Origin of the sequence: Mycolicibacterium flavescens, from assembly GCF_001722335.1 — a bacterium.
In the GTDB taxonomy this organism is placed as follows: domain Bacteria; phylum Actinomycetota; class Actinomycetes; order Mycobacteriales; family Mycobacteriaceae; genus Mycobacterium; species Mycobacterium flavescens.
Window position 1 is genome coordinate 345,832 of the sequence record NZ_MIHA01000004.1, and the last position, 17,347, is coordinate 363,178.

14 protein-coding genes and 1 tRNA gene are annotated in these 17,347 nt (G+C 68.2%); 7 read left to right on the forward strand and 8 right to left on the reverse strand.

The annotated features are described in order from the left end of the window. Positions 1–43: 43 nt before the first annotated feature. The 7 genes from ettA to BHQ18_RS07855 form a co-directional block, all read right to left on the reverse strand. Complete coding sequence (gene ettA, locus BHQ18_RS07825; RefSeq protein ID WP_069413007.1) at positions 44–1,717, reverse strand: energy-dependent translational throttle protein EttA; 1,674 nt, start codon at positions 1,715–1,717, stop codon at positions 44–46. Positions 1,718–1,853: 136 nt separating this feature from the next. Further along, complete coding sequence (ssb, locus tag BHQ18_RS07830; RefSeq protein WP_069413008.1) at positions 1,854–2,312, reverse strand: single-stranded DNA-binding protein; 459 nt, start codon at positions 2,310–2,312, stop codon at positions 1,854–1,856. A gap of 214 nt (positions 2,313–2,526) precedes the next feature. Then, complete coding sequence (locus BHQ18_RS07835) at positions 2,527–3,369, reverse strand: type IV toxin-antitoxin system AbiEi family antitoxin (protein ID WP_069413009.1); 843 nt, start codon at positions 3,367–3,369, stop codon at positions 2,527–2,529. A 123-nt stretch (positions 3,370–3,492) separates the two neighbouring features. Continuing rightward, positions 3,493–5,487, reverse strand: a complete 1,995-nt coding sequence (locus BHQ18_RS07840; protein WP_069413010.1) for a bifunctional copper resistance protein CopD/cytochrome c oxidase assembly protein — start codon at positions 5,485–5,487, stop codon at positions 3,493–3,495. Positions 5,488–5,543: 56 nt separating this feature from the next. Continuing rightward, positions 5,544–7,880, reverse strand: a complete 2,337-nt coding sequence (locus tag BHQ18_RS07845; protein ID WP_069413011.1) for a glycerol-3-phosphate 1-O-acyltransferase — start codon at positions 7,878–7,880, stop codon at positions 5,544–5,546. After that, complete coding sequence (locus tag BHQ18_RS07850; protein ID WP_069413012.1) at positions 7,877–9,529, reverse strand: HAD-IB family hydrolase/lysophospholipid acyltransferase family protein; 1,653 nt, start codon at positions 9,527–9,529, stop codon at positions 7,877–7,879. The genes BHQ18_RS07845 and BHQ18_RS07850 overlap by 4 nt, the downstream gene beginning before the upstream one ends. Further along, positions 9,526–11,001, reverse strand: a complete 1,476-nt coding sequence (locus BHQ18_RS07855) for a wax ester/triacylglycerol synthase family O-acyltransferase (protein WP_069413013.1) — start codon at positions 10,999–11,001, stop codon at positions 9,526–9,528. Before BHQ18_RS07855 ends, BHQ18_RS07850 begins: the two co-directional genes overlap by 4 nt. A gap of 128 nt (positions 11,002–11,129) precedes the next feature. On the opposite strand from BHQ18_RS07855, the gene BHQ18_RS07860 reads away from it, so the two are divergent. The 7 genes from BHQ18_RS07860 to BHQ18_RS07890 all read left to right on the forward strand — a co-directional run bounded on the left by BHQ18_RS07860 (position 11,130) and on the right by BHQ18_RS07890 (position 15,942). After that, a tRNA-Arg gene (locus BHQ18_RS07860) sits at positions 11,130–11,203 on the forward strand. Between the two features lie 353 nt (positions 11,204–11,556). Further along, positions 11,557–11,916 carry a hypothetical protein gene (locus BHQ18_RS30280; protein ID WP_069413014.1) on the forward strand — a complete coding sequence of 120 codons (360 nt, stop codon included), beginning with the start codon at positions 11,557–11,559 and terminating at the stop codon, positions 11,914–11,916. 44 nt (positions 11,917–11,960) lie between these two features. Beyond that, positions 11,961–12,713: an acyl-[acyl-carrier-protein] thioesterase gene (locus BHQ18_RS07870; RefSeq protein WP_069413015.1), complete on the forward strand. Its 753-nt coding sequence runs from the start codon at positions 11,961–11,963 to the stop codon at positions 12,711–12,713. A gap of 64 nt (positions 12,714–12,777) precedes the next feature. Then, positions 12,778–14,175 (forward strand): PE-PPE domain-containing protein, encoded by a 1,398-nt coding sequence (locus tag BHQ18_RS07875; RefSeq protein WP_069413016.1) that lies wholly within the window; start codon positions 12,778–12,780, stop codon positions 14,173–14,175. After that, entirely contained in the window at positions 14,172–14,786 is a 615-nt protein-coding gene (locus BHQ18_RS07880; RefSeq protein ID WP_069413017.1) for a class I SAM-dependent methyltransferase, read from the forward strand. Before BHQ18_RS07875 ends, BHQ18_RS07880 begins: the two co-directional genes overlap by 4 nt. Positions 14,787–14,821: 35 nt before the next feature. Next, complete coding sequence (locus tag BHQ18_RS07885; RefSeq protein WP_069413055.1) at positions 14,822–15,166, forward strand: hypothetical protein; 345 nt, start codon at positions 14,822–14,824, stop codon at positions 15,164–15,166. Between the two features lie 23 nt (positions 15,167–15,189). After that, positions 15,190–15,942 (forward strand): enoyl-CoA hydratase, encoded by a 753-nt coding sequence (locus tag BHQ18_RS07890; protein WP_069413018.1) that lies wholly within the window; start codon positions 15,190–15,192, stop codon positions 15,940–15,942. Positions 15,943–16,499: 557 nt separating this feature from the next. Here BHQ18_RS07890 and BHQ18_RS07895 read toward each other — a convergent pair. After that, positions 16,500–17,347 (reverse strand): HNH endonuclease signature motif containing protein (locus BHQ18_RS07895; RefSeq protein WP_131815658.1); only part of this gene is annotated, 848 nt, incomplete at its 5' end.

The window sequence follows — 17,347 nt, forward strand, 5'->3', positions numbered from 1 at the left end:
GAAAGCACCGCCCCTGGCGGATCAGTCGCGAGCCCCCGGCGGATCAGTCGCGAGTGAGTTTGCGGTGGGTCACCCGGTGCGGCCGGGCCGCCTCGGCGCCGAGCCGTTCGATCTTGTTCTCCTCGTAGGCACCGAAGTTGCCCTCGAACCAGAACCACTTGGCCTCGTTGTCCTCGTCGCCCTCCCACGCCAGGATGTGCGTGCACGTGCGGTCGAGGAACCACCGGTCGTGGGAGATGACGACCGCGCAGCCGGGGAAGCTCTCCAGCGCGTTCTCCAGCGACGACAGCGTCTCCACGTCGAGGTCGTTGGTGGGCTCGTCGAGCAGGATCAGGTTGCCGCCCTCCTTGAGGGTCAGCGCCAGGTTCAGCCGGTTGCGCTCACCGCCGGAGAGCACCCCGGCCGGCTTCTGCTGGTCGGGGCCCTTGAACCCGAACGCCGAGACGTAGGCGCGCGACGGGATCTCGTTCTGCCCGACCTCGATGTAGTCCAGGCCGTCGGAGACGACCTCCCACACGTTCTTCTTCGGGTCGATCCCGGCGCGGCTCTGGTCGACGTAGCTGAGCTTGACCGTCTCGCCGACCTTCACGGTGCCGCTGTCGGGCTGTTCGAGACCGACGATCGTCTTGAACAGCGTCGTCTTACCGACGCCGTTGGGCCCGATGACCCCGACGATGCCGTTTCGCGGCAGCGTGAACGACAGGTCCTTGATCAGCGGGCGGCCGTTGAAGCCCTTGTCGAGGTGTTCGACCTCGACCACGACGCTGCCCAGTCGCGGCGGCGTCGGGATCTGGATCTCCTCGAAGTCGAGCTTGCGGGTCTTCTCCGCCTCGGCGGCCATCTCCTCGTAGCGCTGCAGCCGGGCCTTGTTCTTGGCCTGCCGGGCCTTGGCGCCGGAACGGACCCAGGCCAGCTCGTCCTGCAGCCGCTTCTGCAGCTTGGCGTCCTTGCGGCCCTGCACCGCGACCCGCTCGGCCTTCTTTTCCAGATAGGTCGAGTAGTTGCCCTCGTACGGGTAGGCGCGGCCGCGGTCGAGTTCGAGGATCCACTCGGCGACGTTATCGAGGAAGTACCGGTCGTGCGTGACCGCCAGGATCGCGCCCTTGTACTCGGCGAGGTGCTGTTCGAGCCACTGCACGCTCTCGGCGTCGAGGTGGTTGGTGGGCTCGTCGAGCAGCAGCAGGTCGGGTTTGGACAGCAGCAGCTTGCACAGCGCCACCCGGCGGCGCTCACCGCCGGACAGGTGCGTCACCGGCTCGTCGGGCGGCGGGCAGCGCAGCGCGTCCATCGCCTGCTCGAGCTGGCTGTCGATGTCCCACGCGTCGGCGGCGTCGAGCTCCTCCTGGAGCTTGCCCATCTCCTCCATCAGCTCATCGGAGTAGTCGGTGGCCATCAGCTCGGCGACCTCGTTGTACCGGTTGAGCTTGGCCTTGATCGCGACGCCCTCTTCGACGTTCTCGCGGACCGTCTTGTCCTCGTTTAGCGGCGGCTCCTGCTGCAGGATGCCGACCGAGGCGCCGGGCTGCAGCAGCGCGTCGCCGTTGTTGGGCTGGTCCAGTCCGGCCATGATCCGCAAGACGCTCGACTTGCCGGCGCCGTTGGGGCCGACGACGCCGATCTTCGCGCCCGGAAGGAAGTTCAGGCTGACGTCGTCGAGGATCACCTTGTCCCCGTGCGCCTTGCGGACCTTCCGCATCGAATAGATGAATTCGGCCATGCCGTGATGTGCCTTTCAAGTTCGCATATCTGGGTATTACTCGCGGACCATCGTAGGCGTGGCCCGCTCGACGGTGCCGACAGAGCCACTCCGGTGCGCGCAGACGCCGCTGTGGCACTGCGCGCACCGGGGTCGGCTACGCCGGCAGAGGCAGCGCCTCATCGGACTGTTCGGCACCGTCCTCGTCGGCGGTGTCCGCGGAGTCGTCGTCGGATTCCGCGGTCCGCTGGTCGGTCTGCTGGGTTCGCCGGTCCATGCGCACCGCGCACCGGGCCAGGTCGGGGCCGACGGACGTGGCGCGCACCTCCACCGAGGAGCGCCGGTTACCGTCGCGGTCGTCGTACTCGCTGGTGTAGACGTGTCCGACGACGATCACCGGGTCGCCCTTGACCAGCGCGGCGCTGGTGCCGGCGACGACCCGCCCCCAGCAGTTCACTGTGACGAACAACGAATTCCCCGGCTCCCATGTTCCCTCGGCGGTGCGGCGCCGGGAGTTGCTGGCGACGCGGAACCTGACCATCTCCTGATCGCCGACCCGGCGGTGGATCGGGTCGGTGACGATGTTGCCGACGATGGTGAACGGTGTCTCGAACATGATGTGTCCCTCCAACTGGTTTCTTGACGACACCGCCATTGAGCGCTCGACTCCCGACACCGGCGGCCGGGCGACAGGTCCCCGGCAAGGGGCCTGTGGATGGATTCGACGTTGGGGATGAACTGATCGTCCGATCGCCGAGACCGACATTTTGGTCGATTTCACCGCTCGCGATCGACCAATACGTCGGTTTCGAGCAAGCGGACAAGCGCACCTACGGCCGCCAGCCCCGCGACAACAACGCATCTCGCGCCTGCGCGATGATGTCGGCCTTGGCATCCTCTTTGATGACGTGGACGACGTGCCAGCGGAGCCGCTGCAGCGTGCGTCTGACCTGAACGTCGAGGACGTATTGTCGCCGGCTGGTGAGGTGTTGCTCTCCGTCGTATTCCGCGCCAACCTTGAAGTCCTCCCAGACCATATCGATGCGCCGGACATAACGACCGAACTCGTCGCGAACCACGTATTGCGTTGTGGGGCGAGGTAAGCCGGCGTCGATGAAGAGCAGCCGCAGCCACGTTTCCCTCGGCGACTCGGAGCCGCCGTCGACGAGCGGAAGCGCCACTCGTAGCCGTCGCAGACCACGCACACCGCGATGACGTTTCGCCAGCAGCGCGAGATCCTCGAAAGCGAACGGGCGGGCATTCATCAACGCGTCCATGCGTGCGACGGCCCGGCCCCGTGACAGATGCCGACCTAGGTCGAACGCGGTCCGAGCGGGGGTGGTCACCCGGATGCCCGCGACCGTGGTGACTTCGTCTTCGGCCAAGGTCTCGTCGCGGACGATCAGCCCGCGCTGGCGTCGGACCGCCGCGACCAGTTCGACGGGGACATCGTCCTCGACCCATTTCGCGCCGTGCATCGCGGAGGCGGCCACCCCCGCGACGACCGCTGACGGCGAGGCGAGCGACACGCCGGCGATCCTCTCGCGCAGCGACGCTTGGTGGTGTCGCGGGATGTAGATACCGCGGTACAGCGGCCGATAGTGAGAGCGCAGGTGGGCTCTGGTGAGGCGGCCGTCCGCTACGGCGTCACTGCCGATGAAGGGAATCTCCACACCTGGTTGGACGCCTGTGACAGCTGGTCTCGCTCCACGGTTCTCGAAAATCCTCGAAACCGACGCAGTGGTCGATTCGGAGGGCGGAAACCGACCAAAGCGTCTGTCTCGGCGCCCGGCCGGTTACTGGGCGTCGCGACGCGCCAGTTCGGCCAGCATCGCGTTGTAGGCGGCCAGATCGGCGTCCTCGTCGCGGTCAGCGGCGCGGTCGAGCCGTTTCGCGGTGCGTTGGTCGCTGCGCCGCCACTGGATCAGCAGCGCGCACATCACGATGATCAGCGGGAATTCGCCCGCCGCCCAGGCGATTCCGCCGCCGGTGCGCTGATCGGAGAGCAGGTCGGTGTGCCAGTCGAGTTGCAGCGACCGGTAAAACGGTTCGCCGAGCACCGTTTTCATGCCCATCATGACCACGCCGAAGAACGCGTGCAGCGGCAGCGACGCGAACACCATCGCGAGCTTGCCGAGCTGGGGAAGCTGGCGCGGCGCCGGGTCGATGCCGATCACCACCCAGTAGAACAGGTAACCGCTGAGCAGGAAGTGCAGGTTCATCAGCACGTGGGCGCCGTGGCTGTCGACGGCCGCGTCGAACAGGCCGCCGAAGTACAGGCCGTAGAAGCCGGCGACGAACACCACCGTCGCGATGATCGGGTTGGTCAGAAAGCGCGACACCCGTGAGTGCAGCGCGGCCAGCAGCCACTCGCGCGGGCCGGGCGGGTCGTTGCGCCCGGCTGTCGGCAGCACCCGCAGCGCCAACGTCATCGGTGCGCCGAGCACCAGCAGGATCGGCACCAGCATCGACAGCGTCATGTGCGCGATCATGTGCATCGAGAACATCGCCGGCATGTAGCGGCCGAGCCCCGACGACGTCGCGATCAGCAGCGCCGCGCACCCGCACAGCCAGCCGATCGTCCGGCCGACCGGCCAGGCGTCGCCGCGGCGCCGCAATCGGCGCACGCCGACGAGGTAGACGATCGCGAAGACGATCGCCGCGGTGCCGAAGATCAGGTCGAAGCGCCAGTCGAACAACACCCGGGCCAGGGTCGGCGGACCGGCGATGTCGTAGCCGATGGCCACCTCGACCGGGCTGGGCAGCCGCGGCGGCGGGGGCGGCGGTGTGCGTCCGAGGCCCACGGCGATCCCGAACGTCGCGCCGAACAGCGCCGCTTCGACCAGCGCCAGCCGGATCAGCGGTGCCCGCGCCTCCCGGTCGGCCTGCAGCGCGGCCACCCCGGATCGCCGCTGCTGCCAGCCGATCACCGCGAGCAGGCCCAGCGCGACGACCTTCGCGATGATCAGCAGCCCGTAGTGGGTGTGCAGCAGGTCGCCCAGTTGGATCCGGGACAGCGCGTTGAGCACGCCGCTGACCGCCATCACCACGAAGCACCACAGCGCGATCGCCGAGAACCGCCGCGCCGCCAGGTCGGCGTGCGCGCCGCGGCGCAGCGCGTGGGCCAGCAGCGCGAGCAGCCCACCCGCCCACAGCGAGCCGGCGACCAGGTGGAACAGCAGGCTGTTGGTGGCGAGGTCGTGGTCGCCGCCGGTCGACGAGTGTCCGGTCAACACCAGCGGCATCAGCGTCGTCAACGTTCCGGCCAGCAGCACCGGCGTCCACGACCAGCGCAGCACCGGCAGGCTGGCGACGGTCACCGCCGCGGCCAGGAACGCGGTCCACCGCCACGCGTTCGCGGTCTCGACGAGGCCGGCCGCCGACCAGATGGCGACCGGGTCGAGGTTGCCGAGCAGCGGTTGTCCGGAGACATCGGACACGGTCAGCGGGACCAGCAGCGCCGCGCACACCGTCCACACCGCCGACGCCCCGGTGCCCAACCGCAGCGCCCGGTAACCGGCGGCGTCGAGCACCCCGTTCTTCTGCGGCGGGGTGAGAAACGCCGCGAACAGGAACGAGCCGACCGCGATCACCGCGGCGATCTCCCCCGCCGCCCGGATGAACGGCAGCCCGTAGGTGGTCACCGGGCCGGGGTTCGGCAGGCCCGTGGCGGTCAGCGCGTCGGCCAGCGACAGCGCCCCGATGCCCGCGGCGACCGCACCGGCGAGCACCGCGACGCCGACGAGCACCGGCCACACCGCGCTGGTGCGCACGCCCGCCGTCGTCGTCATGCCGTCCAGCGTATGGCGTGCCCCGCCGCTGCCCGAAAACGCTCGGCGTCAGGACCTCAGGACGCGGCGCGACGCGCGGCCTCGCGGGCCCTGAACTGCTTGAGCGAGATCCGCTCCACCTTGTCCATGTCGCGCAGGATCGCGCGCAGCTCGTCGCGGAACGCGCGGCGCCGCTGCAGGAGATCAGGGCCCGGTTCCAGCAGACCCTGATCGGCGACCACCTGGCGCGCGGTGGCGAACAGCAGCGCCGACACCGACTCGTTGCTGCGTACCCGGTTCTGCGCGACGTACTGGTCGCCGAGTCCCAGCGCCCGGCGGGTCAGTTCCTTCTCGTCGATCTCGGTGGGCGCGTCGCGCAGCACGTCGGCCACCAGGGCGTACGCCTCGAAGAACGGGCGCAGCATCGCCCCGGCCAGCAGCGGCGACTTCACCTGCAACAGCGCGTCGACGTTCTCCTCGCCGGCGGTGACCTGGGTCTGCCAGTCGTCCTGCCAGGACAGCTCCTCGGCGACGTGCTCGCGGAACTCGGCGGAGCCGGCGAAGTAGAAGTCGAACTTCAGCAGATCGCGCAGCCGCATGACCTGGGTCCAGAACGCCTCCAGCCGGTCTCCTTCCGCCCGGCCGGCGTGGACGAGCGCCAACTCGACCAGCGAGGTCTCCAGGAACGCGTCGATCAACGTGTTGCGGTAGAACGCGGCCTCGTGCTCGTCTTCTGGCGCGATCCGCCAGACCGGTTGACGCCCACCTTCGACGCAGGTCACGGGGTGCCGGTTGGACAGTGCGTCGAGCGCCGCCCGGACTCCTTCGGGGGTGCGTAACCGCAACGCGCTGTTGGTCATCGGCGTCTGCTTGCGTTCCAGGTAGTCCAGCGACGGCTGCAGCGAGTGGTGCACCTGGTCGAGGGTCAGCGCGATCCCGCGGGTGGTCAGCAGCAGCGCGGAGATCAGCGCGCTGGCGTTGACGGGCGTGGCGCGCAGGATGCGCCACGACACCTCGAACGCCATCTTCTGCAGCGCAAGGCGTTTGGCGTCGTCGTCGGTGGCCAGCGGGCCGTGCGGAGCGCCGAGGTACTCGCGCATCGACACGGCTTCGGGGAACCGGACGTAGATCTTGCCGTAGTTGCGTTCACCCTGGGCTTTGATGAAGTTGTACATCCACGACAGGCTTTCGGGTGTCTTCTCCCCTCCCCTGGCGTATGCGGCGTACTCGGCGGTCTCGTGCAGCTGGTCGAAGCTGATCGACACCGGCTGCAGCAGGATGTCCTCGCTGCGGCCGTCGAGATACGCATCGGCGACGTAAGCCAGCAGACCGAGCTTGGGCGGCAACATCTTTCCGGTTCGCGAGCGGGTGCCTTCGATCGACCAGCTCAGGTTGAACCGTTTTTCGACGATGTAGCCGACGAATTGGCGCAACACGTACTTGTACAGCGGGTCGTCGAGCTTGCGCCGCAGGAAGATCACCCCGGAGTGCCGCATCAGCGGACCCATCAACCCGAATGACAGGTTGATCCCGGCGAACGTGTGCACCGGCGGTAACCGGTTCTCCTGCATGGCCACCGGCACGATGACACCGTCGAGATAGGACCGGTGCGAGAAGAGCAGGACCGCGGGATGGTTCTCCAGGCTGCGGCGCATCACCTCGACTTCGTCGCGGTCGTAGTCGATGTTCGGGTCGAACCCGCGGCTGAAGATCGCCCGGCCCAACGACGGGATCAGGTCGACGGAGAAGCGGCTCCAACCGGTCGACAGTTCGTCGAGCATCTCGCCGGCCGTCTCCAGGTCCGCGCCCGGAATCTTCTGCAGGCCTTCCCGGAATCGGGCCGACGCCAACAACTCCGGTTTGATCAGCCGCGGCGACTTGTACTCGGGTCCCAGCAGCCGCAGTTCGACCCGTTCGATCGCCAGGATCGCGCGGCGGATGACGAAACGCGCGAATTCGCGCGGGTTCTCGGCGACAGTGGTGTCGGCCCACTGCTGACGCAGTTCGGACACCTTCGCCGGTTCACCGGCGACCACCCGCGCGCGGGACTGGTCACGGCGCAGGATGCGTCGCTGCAGGATCTCCGGCGGCCGGTAGGTGTCTCGGCCCGACAGCAGCGCGACCACCTTGGAGCGGGTCGGCAACCCGCCTGGCACCCAGAACACCCGCACCGGCACGACGGACCGGTCCTCGCCGGCTTCGAGTTCGGACACCAACCGCGCGAGCACACCCGGCGACGGGTCGTCATCCGCCGGCAGCTGCAGCACGTCGATCTTGGAGCCCGGGTTCTGGCTGCGCTGCCGGTCGAGCCAGTCGTCGAGCAGTTCACGTTCGGCCGGCGAGGCCACCGAGGCGAGCACCAGCGCGTCCCCGGTGGGGGTGAACGGTGCGTAGTGATCACCGAGGACCTTCACGAACGCCCCTCCCCCGCACCGCGTCCGGTCTTCTTGGCGGCGGCTTTTTTGGCGGCTGACTTTTTGGCAGTCTTGGCCGCCGCCTTCTTGGCCGGTGTCTTCTCCGCCGCGGCTTTCGTGGCCTTCTTGGGTGCCGCCTTCTTGGCCCTGCCGCGGGTGTAGAGCGGCGGGGTCGGCAGTTCGTCGTGCGGCCAGTTCCTCAGCGTGTCGAGGTAGAGCTCACGGACCTCGGCGATGCGCTCCTCGAGGTCGTCGTGGGTCCAGTCGTCGACGGGGATCGGCGGGTAGACCACCACGTCGACGGTGCCGGGGTTGAAGGTGCTCGAGTCCCGCGCGGCGATCACCTCAGCGTTGCGAATCACGATGGGCACGACGGGGATTCCCGCCGACATCGCGATCCGGAAGGGCCCCTTCTTGAACGGCCCGACCTCGGTGGTGTCCAGCCGTGTGCCCTCCGGCGCGATCAGGATCGACAGCCCCTTGCGCGCCAACTCCTCGACCTTCTTGAGCCCCTCGACCGCCTTCTTCGGGTCTTCGCGGTCGATGAACGCGGCGTCCATGATCTTGCCGAGGGTGCCGACGATCGGGTCCTTCTCCAGTTCCTTCTTGCCGACAGAGGTGAAGTTGGTTTCGACCAGCCGCCCGGCGATCAGCGGGTCGGCCTGGTTGCGGTGGTTGAACAGGAAGACCGCGGGCCGCTCTTTGGTCAGGTTCTCCTCGCCGAGGATGTTGATGTTGATGCCGATCGTCGACATCAGCGTGCGACTGAACGTGGAGGTGAAGAAGTTCACGCCGGTCCGCTTGCTCCCGGTCAGCAGGCCCAGACCGATCGCGCCCGCCGCGATCGGGCCCATCGAGGCGATCCCCGCGGCGGTGCGCAGCTGCGACATCGGGCTGGCCCCACTGCGACTGGTGAACCGCAGCACCGGCCATCCCCGTTTGGCGGCGACGGCGGCGAGCTTGCCCGCCGGGTTGGTCGGACGCGGGTTGCCGACCAGATACATCAGCGCGACGTCCTCGTCGCCGTCGGCGTAGAAGTAACTCTTGGACAGGTCGACACCGCGCTCGGCGGCGAACTTCTGCACCGCCCTGGCCTTGCCGGGTCCCCAGATGATCGGCCTGAGCACCTCACCGGTGAGCAGCCCGTTCTCGTCGATCTCGAACTTGTTGCTCAGCACGTTCTCGATGCCGAGGAACCGCGCAACCGGTTCGACCTGAACGGTGAGCGCCGAGGAGCTGAGCACGACGGTGTGACCGCGAGCCATGTGCGCGCGCACCAGTTCTCGCATCTCCGGGTAGATGCGGCTGACGATCTTCTGCACGAACAGCCGCTCGGCGAGCTCGTCGACATCGGCCAGCGAGTTGCCGCGCAGCATGCGGGCGCCCTTGCCGATCAGGTCCTCGAACTCCGAGCGCCCCAACTGGTGATTGAGCCCGGCCTGCACCATGCCGATGAACTCGCCCATCGACATCTGCCTGCGGCGGAAGCGGTCCTGGGTCATCACCACGCCGGTGAACCCGGCGACCAGGGTGCCGTCGAGGTCGAAGAACGCGCCGACCTGGGGGCCTTCGGGGCTGGCCAGGATCTCGGCGACCGAACCCGGCAGTCGCATCGTGCGCTGCGAGGTTTGACCGTTCGGAAAAGTCATTGCGCTGCACTCCCATTGGGTGACGAGTCAGGTGCGGGGTCGGTGGCGAAGGAGGCGGGTTCGGCCCGTCCCTCGCCGCCGAGGGCGAGCACCTCGTCGAACCCGGCCAGCAGGCACCGCGCCCACAGCCCCTGGTCGGTGATCGCCGCGCGGTCGTAGCGGCTGGTGATCGTGCAGTAGCCCGAGCGGGACACCAGCACCACCATCATCGCGACTCCCGGCAGCGGCCCGAGCCCGTACTGGCGCAGCACTTTCGCGCCCGCCATGAACGTGTCACCCGCATAGACCGGGATATTGCTGGCCTGCACGTCGGAGTTGACGATCGACCCGGCCATCGACTCGAGCACCGTGTCGGGCAGCAGACCCACCAGCGGCGCGATGGCGCCGACCATGTCGATGGCCCGTTCCTCGCGCTTGGTGGTCATCTGGGTGCGGATGTTGTGGACGCGTACCTGCGGGTCGGACAGCCCGATCGGGGCGGCGAGATTGATTCCGGCGAAACGGTTCCCGCCTGCGGGGTCGGCGTCGGACCGCAGGTTGACCGGCACCGCCATCGGCAGCGTGTCGATCGGCACGCCCATGGCTTCGTGGTAGAGCCGCAGCGACCCGCACAACCCGGCGAGGTAGGCGTCGTTGATCGAACCGCCCGCCGCCTTGGCCGCGCGGTGCAGCGCGCCGAACTCGATGTCGATCGCCTCGCTGCGCGAGGACAGGCTGCGGCGCCGCAGCACCGGTGACGGATCGGCGACCGGGCCGACCACCCGCGCCCCCGACATCGCGTACTCCATCGCGCCGCCGAGCCGCGAGATCGGATCGCGGATGACTTCACCGGCGACGTGGGCGGCGCCGAACACCGCGCCGCGCAGCCGTCCGGCGATCGTGCCGGGTAGCCGGGTGATGCCTTGCCGCATCAGGTCATTGGGCGAGAGGTCCTGCGGAATCGGCAGCGGCGGAGCGGGTTGCGGCGGCGGGTCGCGTTCGAGGTCATAGAGGTTGGCGAACATCTCGACACCGCCGACACCGTCGGTGACCGCGTGGCTCAGATGCACGACGAGCGCGGCCCGATCGCCTTCGAGCCCCTCGACGAGCGTGGCCGTCCACAGCGGTCGCGAGATGTCCAGCGGCGACTGGGCGGCCACCTCGGCGAAGTCCAGCACCTGCCGGAACGTGCCCGGTTCGGGGGCGCGCACCCGCCGCAGATGGAAATCGAGATTGAAGTCGGGGTCGACGACCCAGCGCGGCGCGACCGTCGGCAGCGTCGGCATCACGACCTTCTGGCGCAGCCGCAGCACCTTGCGGGTGGCGTAGTCGAACCTGGCGCGGAACGTGTCCCAGTCCGGCGCGCAGTCGAGGATCTCCATCGTCATGATCCCCGAGCGCGTGCGCGGATTGGCCTCACCGCGGTGCAGGATCTGGTCGAGCGGGCTGAGTTCCTCGGGCAGTCCTGCCGCGTCGAGTTCCGGCACGCTCATGGGATGTCGCTTCCTCCTCCGCTGTGACTGCTGTGACCACCACGCTAGCCCGCTGACCGGTGAGGCGAGACGGGTTTGCTTGCTGAGGACGTTGCCCCCGAGCGACGGGCGATACACTGCGCACCGCAGCCTCCGTAGCTCAGTTGGATAGAGCAAGGGCCTTCTAATCCCTAGGTCGCAGGTTCGATTCCTGCCGGGGGCGCTGTGTGATTTCGACAAGACATCGGGATAGCCGTGGACCTGGTTCAGGTCGGCGGTTTCCGTTCAGGGCCTCCGGGTGAAGTAGCGGAGCGGCGAAGGGGGCGTTTTCGAACCCGGCGCGCCACAACCGTTTGCAATAGCAAATTTTGCGGCAAACGGCCGCTTGCATTTCTGCACATCATCGGCACCGCCAATAACCCATGTAGACCCATACTGCTAAATCCGGGCGGCCGCACGGACAGCGACGTACTCTGCCGGTCACAGCAACGTACTCAGGGTCGTGTACGTGGAGGGGGCTTCAAGATGTCGACCGAGCGAGCAACGTCCCGACGCCGGGCCACCCTCAGCGTCCTGATGGCGACTGCCGTCCTGTTGGCCGGACCCGGAGGCGTCGCGGTCGCAGCGCCGGGCACGAACAACGGCGACAACGGAAACCACGGTCAGGGCAACAACGGTCGCGGGAACGGCGGGAACCCCAACGGCGGGCCCGGCGGCGGTAGCGATCCCGGCGGCGGCGGGCCCGGCGGCGGTAGCGATCCCGGCGGCGGTAGCGATCCCGGTGGGGGTAGCGATCCCGGCGGCGGCACCGGCGGGCCCAGTACGGATCCCGACCCTCCGGCCGATCCCGCCGGCCTCGTCGATGCCGACGGCGCGTGGTGCGTTCTGGTCGTTGATCCGGATCCACCCTGCGCCGACAGCGTCACGCCCAACTGATCCCGGATCAGCCCGACGGACCGCGGCACGGTACACATGACGCGATGCCCACCAACGACGTCGACCGGCGGCTGAGCCGACAACCGGACTCGGGATACATCTTCCGGACCGGCTGGCCGGTGGCGACCGGCGACATCGACGGTGAGCTGCACCTGCGTCTGGACGGCGTGGCCCGCTACATCCAGGAGGTCGGGGCGCAGAACCTCGTCGACGCCGGCGAAGCCGAAGCCCACCCGCACTGGCTTGTGCAGCGCACGGTCATCGACGTCATCGAGCCGATCGAGTACCCGAACGACATCTCGTTCAGCCGGTGGTGCTCGGCGCTGTCGACCCGCTGGTGCACGATGCGCGTGAACCTGATCGGCAGCGACGGCGGACGCATCGAGACCGAAGGTTTCTGGATCGCGATCAACAGCAAAACGCTGACGCCACAACGCGCCTCCGACAGCCTGATCGCGAAGTTCGCCACCACCACCGACGAACTGCGACTCAAGTGGCGCCCCTGGCTGACCGACCTCGAGGACGCCGAGGAGACCGCGCCGTTCCCGCTGCGGCGCACCGACATCGACCTCTTCGAGCACGTCACCAACACCGCGTACTGGCACGCCATCCACGAGGTCGCCGCGCACGTGCCGGATCTTTGCCGAGCCCCCTACCGCACCGTCGTCGAGTACCGCAGGCCGATCCGGTACGGCGAGGAGGTCGCGCTGCGGTGGTCACGACGCGGCGCGACGGTGCAGGTGGCGCTGACGGTCGGCGACGACGTGCGCGCAGCCGCACTGATCGCGAAGTTGTAGCGACCTCGCGTACGATCGCCGCAGACAAGCGTTTGCTGCGCGCGAGCGTCGGAAAGGGTGAGGGATGGCCGGGTCCCGTAGGGCAACCAGGTTCGCGACGAGCATCGCGGCGGCGGGCATCGCGACCACGGTCGTGAGCGTCGCGGCCACCCAGCCCGCCTCGATCTCGGCTTCGTTGATCGACCTGAGCGCGCTGATCGTCGTCGGTAGTTCCACCAATCCCACGGGCGCCGGTGTGGAGGACTTCTTCGGCGGCAAGTTCAACGACCCGATCTACACCGGTCCCGACGGCGACGACATCGTGTTCGTCGACTTCCGCACGGGCCCGCAGGGGATTCAGCAGGCGCTCGACGCGAACGCCGGCGAGCGCAACGCGGTACTCGCTTCCGGCTGGGGCGCCGCCAACGCGAGTTTGCTGGCGCTGCGGGACCGGTCGGATCTGGACCAGACCGTGCTGATCTTCGACAACGACGTCGCCCGTCCCGACGGTGGGTTCGGCACCCGCTACCCGTGGTTCGCGCTGATCGGGGTCAACCCGATCCCGACGCCCAGTGAGGTGCCCGCCCTGGCGGCGGTCAACATCGGCTACCAATACGACTACAACTCGAACGCACCCGCCGACGTGCTCAACCCGGTGGCGGCGGTCAACGCGCTGGTGTCCTACCTCGACACCCACCGCAACCAGTCGGAGATCGATCTGCCGGTCAACGCCGACGGCACACCGTCGGTGTCGTGCGACGCCAACACCTGCGCGGTCACCGTGAGCGGCGCGGTGCTGGACTGCCCCGACGCCCGCTGTGCGTCGCCCGAGGACCGGATCGCGGCGTACGTCACGACGCGGGCCAACACCACCTACGTCACCTACACCACCGAGGAGCTGCCGCTGACCCGGTTGATCCGCGACGTTCTCGGCGATCAGATCGCCGATCTCACCGGCCCGGTGTTGAAGCTGATCGTCGATTCGGCGTACTACGGCGGCAACCCGATTCCGGCCGATCCCAGCGCATATCGGCCCGCCCGGCTGTTCCCGTCGCCCGGCGAACTGTTCAGGACCCTGACCCGGGTGCCGGCCGCCATCCAGGAGGGTCTCGCCGCGGTGTCGAAGCCCAGGCCGCAGACCGTTACCCCGGCCGAGGACAGCGAGCCGGAAGCAGACATCGAGGATGCGACGAGTGCGCCAGGTGACGACACCGCCGAGGACGACGAGGCGTCGACACCTATGTCGACACCCAAGCCGGCGCTCAACGTCGTGCGCAACAGCTCGAAAGCCCTACCGGGACAGATCCCCGCCCCCGTGGCCACCGACGACGAGTCGGAAGACGTTGAGCCACAGGATGATTCGATTCGCGAACCTGCCGAGCCCGAGGTCGCAGACGACCCGGACACCGCAGACACTGACACCGAAGACACGGACACCGACGACACCGGTGCTGGGGAAGGCGCCGACGACGCCGCCGCGTGACCCCGGACTACTGGAACCACAACACCGCCTACCACCCGTGGCTGCTCGACATCGCTGCCCGCCACCGCGGTGACGTGCTCGACGTCGGCTGCGGCGACGGCTTACTCGCCCACCGGCTGGCGTCCGTGTCGCGTTCGGTCACCGCGATCGACCCCGACCCGGCGGCGATCCGGCGGGCTGGCAGCCGGCTGGCGGACCGTCGCGACGTCATGACGCTGCACACCGGCTTCGACGCCTTCGACCCCGGCGACCGGCGGTTCGACCTGATCATTTTCGTCGCCAGTCTGCACCACATGGACCTGCGCACCTCACTGATCAAGGCGCGCAACATGCTTCGGGCCACCGGAGAGATCGCGGTGGTCGGACTGTCGGCGAACCGGTCCGTCCGGGACTACCTGTGGGCGTTGATGTGCATGCCCTTCGTGCGGGCCGGATCGTGGTGGCACCGCGAGACGCCCGATATCGGCGTCGAGGTGAGTGAACCGCAGCAGAGCCTCGCCGAGATCCGCCGAACGGTGCACACCGTCCTGCCCGGCGCGATGATTCGGCGGGCGCTGTACTACCGATATCTGCTTCGCTGGAGTCCACGGTCGATAGACTCGTCGGCGTGAACATCGGTCCCGGGAGCAAAGTCGCCACCATCGCGATGGGTGTGGTACTGGCCGGTGCGTTGGCCCCGGCCGCGCAGGCGGGTCCGCCCAGTTACGGCAGCAACGGTGTGTTCAACGTCAGTACGAACCCGCGCCCGGGATGGGCGACGGCGTCGATCGAGCCGGGCCGCTACCGGGTCGATCAGGCGCCCAGCATGGCGCCATACCAGAGCGCACAGGGTTTCTGGTACCGCTGCCACAACTATCCTTGCAGCCCCAGCTATCCCGCCAATGTGATCGCCTCAGCACCCGCGGACCGTAATGCCCCCACGTTCGTCGACATCCTGCCCAGCGACGTCGCGGTGGCGCTGCACAACGTCACGCTGACCGTGGCCGGCTGATCACGGGTCACTAAGCTGAGCGGGTGTCTGACCCGGTATTGGTTCACATCGAGGACCGCATCGCCGTTCTCACCGTCAACGACCCCGACCGTCGCAACGCGGTCACCTTCGAGATGTCGGCCGCGCTGCGCGACGCCGTCGACGCCGCCGAAGCCAACCCGGACGTGCACGCGGTCATCGTCACCGGCGCGGGAAAAGCGTTCTGTGCTGGTGCGGACCTGAGCGCACTGGGGTCGGCGGCCGAGGACGGGCTACGCAAGATCTACGACGGATTCCTGGCGGTGGCCAACTGCACGCTGCCCACGATCGCAGCCGTCAACGGCGCGGCGGTCGGGGCGGGCTTGAACTTGGCGTTGGCCGCCGATGTGCGCATCGCCGGGCCGGCGGCGCTGTTCGACCCGCGTTTCCAGAAGCTGGGCATCCACCCCGGCGGCGGGGCCACGTGGATGTTGCAGCGGGCGGTGGGTCCGCAGGCCGCACGCGCCTCGCTGCTGTTCGGGATGCGCTTCGACGCCGAGACCGCGGTGCGGTACGGGTTGGCGCTCGAGGTCGCCGACGATCCGGTGGCAGCCGCGCGGACGCTGGCGTCAGGCCCGGCCGGTGCACCCCGCGATGTCGTCCTCGCCACCAAGGCGTCGATGCGGGCGACTGCCAACCCCGGCGTCGTCGATCTCGATCAGCACCGCATCGCGGTCGACATCGAACTGGGACCGCAGGCGGCCTCGATTTTGTCTCCTGAGTTCCAGCAGCGGCTGGCCGCCGCGCAGCGGAAGTGACTCGGTAGCGCTCCGCGCGGTCCTGTCGTCGAGACTGCCGTTAGGGTCGGTCGTCTGAGGTAACCCGCGGCGACAGTCGCTTTGGGTGCGGAGGCTGAGATGGCGCCTACGCGCCCCTCCGGATTGTCAGCCTAGGAGCGACAAGGTCACTCGGTCGCCCGACGCACGGCCCCAACACGGCTCGGCCCACAGACGCCCGCAGGTACCGACTTCTGGTTGTCAGCCTATGAGCGACAACGTCACTCGGATTGTCCCGAAGGCCCGAATGGCGTGGATCTTTCGCAGGTGCTGGGGCCCAGGACCCCTCGCCACACAGACGCTTCGCTGGTATCAACTCTTGAATGCCAGCCTACGAGCGACAACCGTGCTGGCCAAACCGCAGTGCGTCTTAGAAATGCCTGCGCCTCAACGGCATTTGGGCACACTGGCGCAACGCCGATAACCGACCTTCTGATTGCCAGCCGAGGAGCGGCAACCGCGGGTGACCCGCCGGGATTGGGCTGGGTGGGCGGCGTGGAGTGCCATCGAATCCTGCGATGGTGTTTCGATGTCCGAAGCTAGTTCGGCGACGGCGGCGGTGGTTGAGGCTCAAAGGGGGTGTACCACCACCATTGGGCACGTTCACCGAGTGGTCCGCGACAGGGCGGGACCGCCGGGGGTGGTCCGGTGGGTGGTCGGGCCAGTGACTTGTTGGTCAGTTTGCGTCCCCCCTTGTCGGTGATAACAAGCTTGTCAGCCGGGCCGCGGATGGTGATCTCGCCGCGGTGATGCATGCGGTGGTGATGCGGGCACACCAGCACCAGATTCCACAACTCGGTGGGTCCGCCGTCTTCCCAGTGCACGATGTGATGGGCGTGCAGCCCGCGGGTTGACCCGCACCCGGGTACCGCACAGGTCGAGTCGCGGTATTCCAGCGCCCGGCGCAGCCGCCGACTGATCACCCGCGTGCTGCGCCCGGCCCCGAAGGGCTGTCCTCGCCGCTGCAGCCACACCTCACAATCGGCGTCACACAACAGGTATCGGCGATCAGCATCAGACAAAGCCGGGCCGGCGTGGATCCAGCTGGCGCGCTTATCCACATCCACGTGCACGATCACGGTGGTGTGCTGACCGTGCCGGCGCCGCGCCACATCGGCGTCCCACGCGGTCTCGACCATCTGCATGAACGCATCGGTCAAGGTGGGAAACGGCGGTGTCGTGCCCTGAGCTTTTTCCCGCTCGAAGGCGCCGCTGCCTTCCCAGCTCAGCGCGTCGGGATCGCCGGGGGTGTCGGGGCCATGGTCGCGGCGGTAGTCGTTGATCAACGCCTCCCGATGCGAAGCCAACGCGGCATCGACTTTGGCCGCCTCCAGATTGGGCACCGTGATGCGATACGTCGTGTAATTGTCGCCGGTGCTCTTCGAAA

Excerpts from the sequence above, each read along its gene's own strand:
- BHQ18_RS07870 (WP_069413015.1), top strand. The coding sequence starts at position 11,961 with ATGCCCACCAACGACGTCGACCGGCGGCTGAGCCGACAACCGGACTCG.
- BHQ18_RS07850 (WP_069413012.1), bottom strand. The coding sequence starts at position 9,529 with ATGACTTTTCCGAACGGTCAAACCTCGCAGCGCACGATGCGACTGCCG.
- BHQ18_RS07885 (WP_069413055.1), top strand. The coding sequence starts at position 14,822 with ATGGGTGTGGTACTGGCCGGTGCGTTGGCCCCGGCCGCGCAGGCGGGT.
- BHQ18_RS07875 (WP_069413016.1), top strand. The coding sequence starts at position 12,778 with ATGGCCGGGTCCCGTAGGGCAACCAGGTTCGCGACGAGCATCGCGGCG.
- BHQ18_RS07840 (WP_069413010.1), bottom strand. The coding sequence starts at position 5,487 with ATGACGACGACGGCGGGCGTGCGCACCAGCGCGGTGTGGCCGGTGCTC.
- ssb (WP_069413008.1), bottom strand. The coding sequence starts at position 2,312 with ATGTTCGAGACACCGTTCACCATCGTCGGCAACATCGTCACCGACCCG.
- BHQ18_RS07855 (WP_069413013.1), bottom strand. The coding sequence starts at position 11,001 with ATGAGCGTGCCGGAACTCGACGCGGCAGGACTGCCCGAGGAACTCAGC.
- BHQ18_RS30280 (WP_069413014.1), top strand. The coding sequence starts at position 11,557 with ATGGCGACTGCCGTCCTGTTGGCCGGACCCGGAGGCGTCGCGGTCGCA.
- ettA (WP_069413007.1), bottom strand. The coding sequence starts at position 1,717 with ATGGCCGAATTCATCTATTCGATGCGGAAGGTCCGCAAGGCGCACGGG.